The sequence below is a fragment of the Cronbergia sp. UHCC 0137 genome, from assembly GCF_034932285.1.
In the GTDB taxonomy this organism is placed as follows: Bacteria; Cyanobacteriota; Cyanobacteriia; order Cyanobacteriales; family Nostocaceae; genus Cronbergia.
Genome location: NZ_JAYGHC010000094.1, coordinates 1 through 9,780 on the forward strand (window position 1 = coordinate 1; position 9,780 = coordinate 9,780).

15 protein-coding genes and 1 pseudogene are annotated in these 9,780 nt (G+C 33.6%); 4 read left to right on the top strand and 12 right to left on the bottom strand.

Annotated features, from left to right (window positions below):
• Positions 1-27: 27 nt before the first annotated feature.
• The 6 genes from VB711_RS25845 to VB711_RS25870 all read right to left on the bottom strand — a co-directional run bounded on the left by VB711_RS25845 (position 28) and on the right by VB711_RS25870 (position 2,813).
• On the bottom strand, positions 28-441 hold the full coding sequence (locus tag VB711_RS25845) for a type II toxin-antitoxin system VapC family toxin (protein WP_323289300.1): 414 nt from the start codon (positions 439-441) through the stop codon (positions 28-30).
• Positions 428-682, bottom strand: a complete 255-nt coding sequence (locus tag VB711_RS25850; protein ID WP_323289301.1) for a DUF2281 domain-containing protein — start codon at positions 680-682, stop codon at positions 428-430. The genes VB711_RS25845 and VB711_RS25850 overlap by 14 nt, the downstream gene beginning before the upstream one ends.
• Positions 683-1,041: 359 nt before the next feature.
• The gene (locus tag VB711_RS25855; protein WP_323289302.1) at positions 1,042-1,383 is read right to left on the bottom strand and encodes a hypothetical protein; all 342 of its coding nucleotides are present in this window, start codon (positions 1,381-1,383) and stop codon (positions 1,042-1,044) included.
• Positions 1,384-1,406: 23 nt separating this feature from the next.
• On the bottom strand, positions 1,407-1,775 hold the full coding sequence (locus VB711_RS25860) for a papain fold toxin domain-containing protein (protein ID WP_323289303.1): 369 nt from the start codon (positions 1,773-1,775) through the stop codon (positions 1,407-1,409).
• A gap of 541 nt (positions 1,776-2,316) precedes the next feature.
• Positions 2,317-2,571 (bottom strand): PIN domain-containing protein, encoded by a 255-nt coding sequence (locus VB711_RS25865; RefSeq protein WP_323289304.1) that lies wholly within the window; start codon positions 2,569-2,571, stop codon positions 2,317-2,319.
• The gene (locus tag VB711_RS25870) at positions 2,568-2,813 is read right to left on the bottom strand and encodes a hypothetical protein (RefSeq protein WP_323289305.1); all 246 of its coding nucleotides are present in this window, start codon (positions 2,811-2,813) and stop codon (positions 2,568-2,570) included. The genes VB711_RS25865 and VB711_RS25870 overlap by 4 nt, the downstream gene beginning before the upstream one ends.
• Positions 2,814-2,888: 75 nt before the next feature.
• On the opposite strand from VB711_RS25870, the gene VB711_RS25875 reads away from it, so the two are divergent.
• The 3 genes from VB711_RS25875 (at position 2,889) to VB711_RS25885 (ending at position 5,695) form a co-directional block, all read left to right on the top strand.
• Positions 2,889-3,050 (top strand): hypothetical protein, encoded by a 162-nt coding sequence (locus VB711_RS25875; RefSeq protein WP_323289306.1) that lies wholly within the window; start codon positions 2,889-2,891, stop codon positions 3,048-3,050.
• 159 nt (positions 3,051-3,209) lie between these two features.
• Positions 3,210-4,142 carry a hypothetical protein gene (locus VB711_RS25880; protein ID WP_323289307.1) on the top strand — a complete coding sequence of 311 codons (933 nt, stop codon included), beginning with the start codon at positions 3,210-3,212 and terminating at the stop codon, positions 4,140-4,142.
• A complete protein-coding gene (locus VB711_RS25885; protein ID WP_323289308.1) occupies positions 4,136-5,695 on the top strand; it encodes an HsdM family class I SAM-dependent methyltransferase in 1,560 nt (519 codons plus the stop codon). Before VB711_RS25880 ends, VB711_RS25885 begins: the two co-directional genes overlap by 7 nt.
• 117 nt (positions 5,696-5,812) lie before the next feature.
• Here VB711_RS25885 and VB711_RS25890 read toward each other — a convergent pair.
• Positions 5,813-5,998: pseudogene (locus VB711_RS25890) on the bottom strand (hypothetical protein); the annotation flags it as partial.
• Between the two features lie 261 nt (positions 5,999-6,259).
• On the opposite strand from VB711_RS25890, the gene VB711_RS25895 reads away from it, so the two are divergent.
• Complete coding sequence (locus tag VB711_RS25895) at positions 6,260-7,039, top strand: Abi family protein (protein WP_323289309.1); 780 nt, start codon at positions 6,260-6,262, stop codon at positions 7,037-7,039.
• A gap of 46 nt (positions 7,040-7,085) precedes the next feature.
• On the opposite strand, the gene VB711_RS25900 is transcribed toward VB711_RS25895, so the two are convergent.
• The 5 genes from VB711_RS25900 to VB711_RS25920 all read right to left on the bottom strand — a co-directional run bounded on the left by VB711_RS25900 (position 7,086) and on the right by VB711_RS25920 (position 9,505).
• Positions 7,086-7,304, bottom strand: coding sequence for a hypothetical protein (locus tag VB711_RS25900; protein WP_323289313.1), 219 nt, complete (start codon positions 7,302-7,304; stop codon positions 7,086-7,088).
• A 124-nt stretch (positions 7,305-7,428) separates the two neighbouring features.
• Entirely contained in the window at positions 7,429-7,755 is a 327-nt protein-coding gene (locus tag VB711_RS25905) for a type II toxin-antitoxin system RelE/ParE family toxin (RefSeq protein ID WP_323289310.1), read from the bottom strand.
• A gap of 2 nt (positions 7,756-7,757) precedes the next feature.
• Positions 7,758-8,099 carry a type II toxin-antitoxin system ParD family antitoxin gene (locus VB711_RS25910; RefSeq protein ID WP_416233625.1) on the bottom strand — a complete coding sequence of 114 codons (342 nt, stop codon included), beginning with the start codon at positions 8,097-8,099 and terminating at the stop codon, positions 7,758-7,760.
• A 285-nt stretch (positions 8,100-8,384) separates the two neighbouring features.
• Complete coding sequence (locus tag VB711_RS25915) at positions 8,385-8,936, bottom strand: hypothetical protein (protein ID WP_323289311.1); 552 nt, start codon at positions 8,934-8,936, stop codon at positions 8,385-8,387.
• A gap of 29 nt (positions 8,937-8,965) precedes the next feature.
• Positions 8,966-9,505 carry a restriction endonuclease gene (locus tag VB711_RS25920; protein ID WP_323289312.1) on the bottom strand — a complete coding sequence of 180 codons (540 nt, stop codon included), beginning with the start codon at positions 9,503-9,505 and terminating at the stop codon, positions 8,966-8,968.
• Positions 9,506-9,780 lie beyond the last annotated feature (275 nt).

The window sequence follows — 9,780 nt, forward strand, 5'->3', positions numbered from 1 at the left end:
GAATGTAAACAGATACAGATAATTAGTTCAAAATAGCAAATTTTCAAAAGGATAAGTTTGCTTCCAACGATAGGTGTTAAAGTCACGCTGATCTACTGAGAAAATTCGCCCATGTCCTAAATGTTCTGCTAAAATTACTAGGGAAGCATCAGCTAAATCCATTGGCAGATTAGCATATTTTTCCATTAATTTAATAATTTGCGGAGTATGGTGAGGCTCTAAATTAAAGATTGTAAATAATTCTTGTTCCAGACTATTTAAAAAGGTGACTTGAGCTTGAACTCCTTTGCGAGTTAGCAAAAGATAACAGGTTTCTGTAACAACACACCATATTGTAATTAAAGGCTGATTGTATTTTTTTAAAGCTTGTTTTGCTATTTCGTGGTAGGTGTCTTTTTGATCAATAAGAGCTAACCAAAATCCTGTATCAACTATGATCATATTTGTTTGGTAATGTATTAAATAAAACTTCTTTATATGTGGTTGATAAATTTTCTTCCATAGCACAACAACCAATTAATCCAACTTCATCAAATTTCTCATAGATACTTTTTTCTTGATGATGATTTTCTGTTTGTGGATAACGTTTTTTGAGTAATTGAATAAAATCTAGTAGTAAGATTTGCGCTTCTTCTGGTAAGGTGTCAATATCTTTAGACATTTCTGTAATTTTTATTACCATTATTAACTCCTCGGTTGAGTAAGTTTTTCGGCATGATTCTATTATAAACTACGCAGTGATGGTAGGGTAGGACGTTTGATGGTGATAATTCTCAGGTGAGATTAGTATTTCCAGGTGTATGTGTGATGGTTTTATTGTATTCTCTTATTTACACGATAGCTACGCTCGCCGAAGGCATCGCCCCCCTCGCCGAAAGCATCACTCCGATGTCCGTACACATCGCTGTAAGGATCGCTGGTGATGGTTGGGTGAGATGACGGGAACAGATACAGGATTTTTGGGTTGTAATTTGGTGTTATTAATGGTGGGTATTGTTGGGTTTCTTTGTGTCAACCCAACCTACGCCGTAATTTTTATGGTCATGAAACTAATTCATCAATTTTTGCTATTTCATGATTTTTCTGATTTTGATAAAATTCTTCAAATAATGTAAAAAATCTATCTACCGCGCTTTTTTCATCGGCTGAATGGAAAAGCAGAATACTTGACCATAATTGACCTGTTTCTACATTGAATTTGTATCTTATCCATTGTAAAAAAGTTTGAAATTCTGTTTCTTCTGCTGTTAAGGGAATACCAATTTCTCGACGAGCAAAATAGTATCCATCTAAAAATGCTTGGAGACTAAAAATAGAATTTTTACCTAAATACATTGCAGGTCTTTTTTTGATCTTTTGCAGTAATTTGTAGAGATTATCCATTTTTAACTCACTAAATTTCTAGGTTAAAAGTAAGTTTCTGTGATTTGAAACTCTAATCCTGCATCTAAAATAGGTGAATAGAGATTCTGTATCCAGTTTAATCGGGTAATGCCTTGATGGTGGATGTTGTCAAAAACAAGTTCTCCGTTATTTATCTCAATTATAACACCTTCATGATGACCAGTGGTGGCAATCAATTCTCCAATACTATCATCATAAATTCTGCCATAAATTGGATCTTGAGAATTTGTATTTAGTTTAATATGTTTTCCATGAATACTTTGTCTGATTAAAAACTCTTTAATTGCTCTAGCACAGGGTATGCAATCAAATATTCCGTAACTACTGGCAATTGCTATAATTTGTTGATAGATGATATCCTCTTTATTCAAAATCACTCCGGTTGTCAAATTTTAATATTTCTACCCTGATTACTACTGATTGATAGTTAAGGGAATATTAAGTTATTTTTTATATTGTAAACCAGAAGATGCACAAAATAGGATTTGATTTAGTTCGGATGATAATTCTCAGGTGAGATTAGTATTTCCAGGTGTATCTGTGATGGTTTTATTGTATTCTCTTATTTACACGATAGCTACGCTCGCCGAAGGCATCGCTCCCCTGGCCGTAAGCATCGCTGCGATACCTACAAACAGCGCAACGCCCTAAACATCCCTAGTAATGGTTGGGTGAGATAATGTAAACAGATACAGCGTTTTTCGACTGCGGATCGCTCTAGTAATCCCTAGTAATGGTTGAGTGAGATAATGTGAACAGATACAGAATTTTTGGACTGCGATCGCCCCATTAATCCCCAGTAATGCTTGAGTGAGATAACGTAAATAGATACAGGTTAAGGTTTTCGGGATGCGATTTAGTGTTATTAATGGTGGTATTTTTGGGTTTCATTATGTCAACCTAACCTACTTTTCAAAGCATTTTCAATAACTCTTCTGGCAACATTGCTGGTATTGAAGACTCCACAAAATCGGCTTTATTTCGTGTTACTATTATTTCTAAACCTGCGGACATTGCGGCTGCACTTGTCACCGCATCTTCAAAATCTTTAATTGGACTTTTTAAAGCTTGGTGAATAACTTCGTGTGTAACGCTGGCAATTTGAATATGTTGCAATAAATTTTCTATTAATTTACGTGTTGCGCTGTCAAATAATACTTTTTTCAACTATATTTCTCCTCTAGGTAATTAACATAATTTTCTTCTGGGTTTTCTGATTCTAAGCTAATTACACCTATTAGGCTTTGTGTCCAAGGGTCAAGTTCAGATAAGATTTCTAGGGTGGGTTGAGGAGGAATAGAGGATAGGGTTTCTTGTTGAATTGATGCTAGTACGGTTTGGACAAGATTCCAGCGTTCTTTGATTGGTAATTTTAATACCTGTTCTTGCAATTGTTGTAATTGAATCATTACTTTGCTGTTAATTCTATCATTCACTATGTTAACAGATAGTTGATTTTGTTCGGGTGATAATTCTCAGGTGAGGTGAATGTTTCCAGGTGTATCTGTCATGGTTCTATTGTCTTATCTTATTTATACGATCGCTGCGATCGCCGAAGGCATCGCTACCCTGGCCGTAAGCATCGCTGCGATACCTACAAACAGCGCAACGCTGTACACATCAATGGTGATGGTTGGGTGAGATGATATGAATAGATACAGGATTTTTGTCTTGTAATCAGTGCTTTATTAATAGTGGGGTATGTTCCCGAAATCATTAAATATTATTAAATTTTTGTTGTTATTAATTTATTTCCTATATCATAATACGCTGTATACTAAAAAGCTAAAAACGGAACAATAATTATGACATTTCAAATAACTCCAGACAATACCCAAAATAAATCTGCTTTGTTGGAATATTTTAGAGAATTAGCAAATGAAAAACTTTCTGAAATTAGAAGAGAAATCGGTAATAAAAATTATCAAAAAATAACTCCTCATATCAATAAAGCAATCAATAAAACTAAGAATGATTTTTTACATACAATTATTGAAACTGGAAATCAAAATAATTGGAATGATCAAGATAAACTTTCGTCACTTCTTTTCACTACTTATTGCGCTCATGTAGTAATGCTTGATTTACGTCATGAAGTGTGGCCTTATGAATATATGGCATTTTCTCGGCGAATCGGTGAGCTTTGGGAAGATTTTGTGCGATTACCATTTTTGTACCCGCCAAAAGCAGCAGAATTAACCTCTTTTGTACCACCACTTTTTTCTGAAGTCAGAAAAAATCTAAAAAAAGATATTGAAGAATATATTGATACTTTGTCTATTTCTCAAGAACAAAAATATGAACTTATCAACTATTATGAAAAAGTCTGGGTGCTAGTGGATTCTGGTGAAATAAGTCTTGAGTTAGACTTTCATGCTATTATTAGAGGTAAAAGATTCAATATAGATTTTAAAAGTGGATTTGGCTCAAATGAGAAAGGAAATACTAACCGACTGCTTATGGTAGCAACTATTTATTGTAATTTAGAAGATGAATATAGTAATATTCTGCTCGTTCGTGCCAAGGAAAATTTGAATAACAATTACTTTAGAATTTTAAGAAAATCTCATGTTTGGAATGCATATTGTGGTGATGAAGCTTATACAGAAATTCGTAATCTTACAACTTTTGATATCCAAACCTGGATAAATTCAAGTATTGATTGGCAAAATGATTTATTAAACACAACAGTAAGTGATTTTCAGCAATCTAATTTAATGGGATATTTACAATGGTAGTAGAAACAAGATATAGAGATAAATACCAAACTTATTTTACATCAGATCAAGCTTTATCTTCATATATGGTTTCACTATTGAAACTAGAAGTGAATGATAAATTACTTGAACCCTGTGCAGGAGAAGGACATCTTTTAGCAGCAGCACTTGATATTAATCAAGATATATCATCTGTCGCTTATGAATTACATCCTGAACACGCAAAAAATCTCAAATTAAAGTTTAGTAACTTAAAAAATGTAGAAATACGAGAAAGGGATACTATATTTTGTCCAGATTTAGACCTTTGTGAATCTTTTGATCACAAATTTACAAAAATTTTAGGCAATCCTCCCTATGGAGGTTGGCAAGAATATGAGCGTCGTACAGAATTAAAAAGAAAATATCCAGGATTTTATATTAAAGAGACATATACTGTTTTTCTACTGCGTTGTCTTAAATTACTTGCAGAAAAAGGAAGACTTGTATTTATTATTCCTGACACTTTTTTGTATCTTCACAGTTATATTACTATTAGACGTTATATTCTCGAAGAATTTACAATTGAAAGTATAGATGTCTTTCGTTCATCTCTATTTCCTGGTATTTCATTTGGTTATGCTGGTCTTTGTATTATTTCTATACGTGCTGAAAAACCAAAATACAACCATTCTTTTTCCGTAAAGTTTGTTGACTCTTTAGGAGATTTGACAGAATCTCCAAATATGAAATTTAATCGTAATCATATCATTCAGAAAGATATTTTTGATAGTGAATCTCTATCTATTCCTATATCGCCTAATGAATCAGTTTTTAATAAATTGTCAAATAATGTAATTAAAATGGCTGATATTGCTGACTGTGTGACAGGTTTTTACTCAGGAAATGATAGAGTTTTTCTCCGGAAAGCATCTGCTTTAGTCAAAGGTTCGGCCGATTATTTAGTCGTTAATTCTACTTCTATTGAAACTAAACCTTCTACATTAAAAAATACTTTAAATGGAATAGAAGGATCAAAGCATTTTATTCCTATTCTAAAAGGTGGTGGTTATAATTTTATAAAACCAACTCAATGGTATGTAGATTGGAGTCAGGATGCAGTTAAACATTATAAAACAAATAAAAAATCAAGATTTCAAAACTCATCCTACTATTTTAAAACAGGAATTGGCTTTCCTATGGTGACATCTAAACGTCCTACGGCTGCATTAATTGAGGAAGGTCTTTTTGATCAATCTATAGTAGGAATTTTTCCTAAATCTTCAATTGATTTATATTTTCTATTAGCTTATTGTAACTCGCCAGTATTTTGGGTTTGCTTAAAAGATATTAATCCATCTGCAAATAATTCTGCTAGGTATATTTTAAAAACTCCTGTCATTTTACCAGATGAGGATACTGCAAAATATATCTCTTTGAGAACTCAAGAATTAGTAGTAGAACTCAAACAAGGTAATAAACAAGTATTATGTGAAATTCTACAACAAGAAATTATTGATTCTATTATGAAATATGTTGATAAGCAGGTATCTCATAAACTGGTAGATACATCTGTTATCAATCTTCTTTCATAGTTCTAAAATTATAGAATGTGTTTGTGTTGTTGTAACATAAAAACCGTAAATAGAATAAGATAAAATTTCATTATATACTTTATTCTATCTACGGTCGAAAAATTTATTTTTTAACCCTTAATGCACCAACTCAATAGCCCGCTTAGTCAAAGCCTCCGCAGTCAAACCATTAAAAGCCATCAACTCAACCGCACTGGCGGTAGTTTCCCCACGCTTTCAGGCGAAAGAATCACGCTTAAAATTACTGCGTAACATGATAGGTTCTAACATCGCCGCAGCGCCACCTCTCACACCAGTTAAACTATGACTTCAAAAGTCATTATTAAGTTTTAAAAAATTCTCACCCTGGGGTCGGGAACTCCAAGTTGTGATTGAGCCTAATTCACTTTTTGAAGGCCTTATCCAACTCTTTGCTCCAAGGAGTACCCAAGGCTCACATATTCATAGTATCTAAGATTTACAGATTTGTCAAGTCTCTAAAATAAATATTTCCAATTTCCATAACTCTAAGTTATATACTCATCTTTAACGCATCTATCTTATGTTAATACTGAAATTTTTAACATGATTAACCCTACTACCTATGATAGTCTTTGCGTAGTTTTTTCTGAAGCACGCCTTTCAACGTATTTGAGTGCGACCAATGAAGATAAAATAGAAGCCTTGAGACTATATACACTGAATATGAGTTTATCAGAATCTCTATATTCATTCCTCTGTGTATTTGAAATAGTTTTACGAAATCGGATTAGTAATGTACTTGTTAAAGAATTTGGGGATAATTGGTTTGAGGAAAAAGCAGGTAAGTGGTTAAATGGAAAAGCTGCAACAGAATGGCACGACAAAAATGGTAATACTCAAAGAGCAAGATTATTAAAACAGATAGACAAAGCAAAAGAAGAAATTAACAAACAGAATAAAAAAATTAATAACCCAATTTACCATACAATAGTTACATCAGATACTTTAACTCCAGAGCTAAACTTTGGTTTTTGGACAGAAATTATGGGATCTGACTATGACAGAATTATATGGCATATTGTTTCTCCTCGTTATATTCATGAAGTTTTTCCAAATGCTCCTGAAAAACACAATCTTATGCGCGATATTAAAAGAATAAGAAGAATTTTAAACGAAATAAGGGTTATACGTAACCGTGTATTTCATCATGAACCTATTTTTAATACTAGAAACTTATCATTTGATGAATTACTGACAACCTACGAAAATGCTAAGAAATTACTAGGTTGGTTAAGTGAAGACGCTTTATGTTTTTTTGAAGAAAATAATCAATTTGAAAAATTGATAAATTCAATACCATCTAGTATGAGATCACTACCGTAATATAATACCCGCATCCAATCAAAAATTTAAATGGGGGTAATATCTCTTAATGCACCAACTCGATCGCTCGCTTAGTCAAAGCCTCGGCTGTCAAACCATTAAAAGCCATCAACTCACCAGCACTGGCGATAGTTTCCCCACGCTTCCAGCCGAAAGAATCACGCTTAGAATTACTGCGTAACACGATCGCTCCTCTCGCCAAAGGCATCGCTCCCCTGGCTGTAATCATCGCTGCGATACCTACGGACAGCGCATCGCCGTACACATCGCTCCTGATAATTGGGTGAGATGATGTGAACAGATACAGGGTTTTTGGGTTGTAATTTAGTGTTATTAATGGTGGTTATTATTGAGTTTCTTTGTGTCAACCCAACCTACTTGCTAATTACTCATAGTTCTAAATCCTCATCTAATATTGTTTCAATGTTTCTTGAACCATGAATAACTCGCAAAATATCAATTTCTGATTCAGTGATACGATAAAAAATCAGATATTTTCTAAATCCTTTGATAGATTGTTGTCGAATATCTGCTAAATTGGGATGGGGAAATTGACAGATTTTTCCCATAGCCGGAGTTTTAGCTAATTGTTTAAATGTTGTTTCTGCTGCTATTAAAAAGCGGTCGGAAACATCTAAACTATCTTCTGCTATATAGGTTGCTAAATCTATCAAGTCACGGATAACTTGAGGTCTTTTCTTAATTGCAAACATCATGGCTAAATTGCACTTTGACGTTTGTTAGTTTTTTCACGAACTGCTTGACGAATATCTTCCCAATCTTGAGCAGTCATTTCTGTTGCATTTCCTGAGTTTAATCCTTCTAAGAGCATGGTTTGTAGTCGTTCATTTGCTCTCTGTTTTTGGTCTTGTCGCACTAATTCCCGAAAATATTCACTGACGCTGCTGTAACCACCTTGCGCTACCTGTTCTTCTATATAATCGCGCATGGTGTCAGGTAAGGAAATATTCATACTTTTCATAATGTGATTTCCTTGAATCTTCTTTTCTATATTATGGCAGGTTTTGTCATTTTCTGCCATTGCCATGTAAACAAGCATTTACGACAATTAATTTTAGTACCTAAATATACTTATAATAATTCTCAGGTGAAGTGAATATTTACACGATCGCTCCGCTCGCCGAAGGCATCGCTGTAAGAATCGCCATACACATCGCCGAAGGCATCGCTCCCCTGGCTGTAATCATCGCTGCGATACCTACGGACAGCGCATCGCCCTAAACATCCCTAGTAATGCTTGAGTGAGATAATGTAAACAGATACAGGGTTTTTGGGTTGTAATAAGTGCTTTATTAGGTGAATAGAAATTCTATATCCAGTTAGATTAATTAATAGCAACAGAAGACTCAATAACTGATGACAAGAAACCCTTGATTTCTTGTATTAACGGATGTTGTTGAAATATCTTAATTTCATCATCATTTAGATGTCTAAGTATTTTGTCATTGAGAGATTGCTTGTTATTTAAAACTGTCTCTAAAAATTCTTTAGGTTTGCTTTGAGCTAATTGCCATTCTAAATCATTAAATTGACGGTTTGCTATTTTTTCAATTAATGATTTATCTTGTAAAAATATGGATTCTATTTCTGGAACTGCTAGAGAAACTTGAAAAGGAATACCAGATGATGCTTGACTTAATACATATTTAATTAAATCTTTCTTTTCAAATATTTGCGATTCGTTATTTGTATCTGCATCTATGACAAGAGCAACTGGTGTTTTTCTAGTAGCAAGTAATGAAGTAGCTAAAGAACGCGCCCGGTAAGAACTTCCACCAGCTATAAATTGAATATCTTGAGTTAGATTTTTTGGTAATAATTTCTGTAGAATTTCTATGTCCTTATCACCTTCTGTGAGAATGTATGCTAGTTTCATGAAAAACCTCCTTTACAATGCTGTAATTATTAGATTATAATGTCGTAATTTGGGATACCTTTATGAACACAAACACGATATTTTTTGACGAGAAATTTGCATATAGATTTATTTTTTAATGAATATTCAATTTCTTCTCCTCCCCACAATAGAATGGTTTGAGGTGCTACAAACCCAGTTAATGTTACTGTAGCTTCTGTAAATCCACTGCGACTAAACACACTACCAATAGCTGTTGCTGGTCTTCGCAATAATTGATTTCTGAGTTTAGCTATGGGTTCAATATTAACTTCCTCGCTGGTATCTTTACATTCTATCAGACAAGCTAGGCTATCTGCATAGACTACGCCATCAATTTGTTCTACTATTTTACCTTGAATTTTAACGGTTTCTGGCCAAGCTATGTCAGCACCATCAAGTTGAAATGCACGTAATATCAAATATTCTAATGCTTTACCTGCATCCCAAAAATTTGAGGTCTTTTTTGTTTTAATTTCTGACCATAATTTTACTAAATCATCCCAATTATAAGTAGTAATTCTTGTTTGATATTCTGCATCTGTGGTCATGATTCTATTTCAAGTATATTAATTTATTGACGATTTAATATTATACTACCAGCACGTAAGCTATTTATTCTAGGATTTGATTTAGTTCGGGCGACAATTATTAGGTGAGGTTAATATTTGTGCGATCGCCCCACTAATCCCCAGTAATGCTTGAGTGAGATAACGTAAACAGATACAGGGTAAGGTTTTCGGGATGCGATTTAGTGTTATTAATGGTGGTATTTTTGGGTTTCATTATGTCAACCTAACCTACTTTTCAAAGCATTTTCAATAAA

Excerpts from the sequence above, each read along its gene's own strand:
- VB711_RS25910 (WP_416233625.1), bottom strand. The coding sequence starts at position 8,099 with ATGCTTGTTTACATGGCAATGGCAGAAAATGACAAAACCTGCCATAAT.
- VB711_RS25915 (WP_323289311.1), bottom strand. The coding sequence starts at position 8,936 with ATGAAACTAGCATACATTCTCACAGAAGGTGATAAGGACATAGAAATT.
- VB711_RS25920 (WP_323289312.1), bottom strand. The coding sequence starts at position 9,505 with ATGACCACAGATGCAGAATATCAAACAAGAATTACTACTTATAATTGG.
- VB711_RS25905 (WP_323289310.1), bottom strand. The coding sequence starts at position 7,755 with ATGATGTTTGCAATTAAGAAAAGACCTCAAGTTATCCGTGACTTGATA.
- VB711_RS25845 (WP_323289300.1), bottom strand. The coding sequence starts at position 441 with ATGATCATAGTTGATACAGGATTTTGGTTAGCTCTTATTGATCAAAAA.
- VB711_RS25870 (WP_323289305.1), bottom strand. The coding sequence starts at position 2,813 with ATGATTCAATTACAACAATTGCAAGAACAGGTATTAAAATTACCAATC.
- VB711_RS25895 (WP_323289309.1), top strand. The coding sequence starts at position 6,260 with ATGATTAACCCTACTACCTATGATAGTCTTTGCGTAGTTTTTTCTGAA.
- VB711_RS25885 (WP_323289308.1), top strand. The coding sequence starts at position 4,136 with ATGGTAGTAGAAACAAGATATAGAGATAAATACCAAACTTATTTTACA.
- VB711_RS25850 (WP_323289301.1), bottom strand. The coding sequence starts at position 682 with ATGGTAATAAAAATTACAGAAATGTCTAAAGATATTGACACCTTACCA.
- VB711_RS25855 (WP_323289302.1), bottom strand. The coding sequence starts at position 1,383 with ATGGATAATCTCTACAAATTACTGCAAAAGATCAAAAAAAGACCTGCA.
- VB711_RS25880 (WP_323289307.1), top strand. The coding sequence starts at position 3,210 with ATGACATTTCAAATAACTCCAGACAATACCCAAAATAAATCTGCTTTG.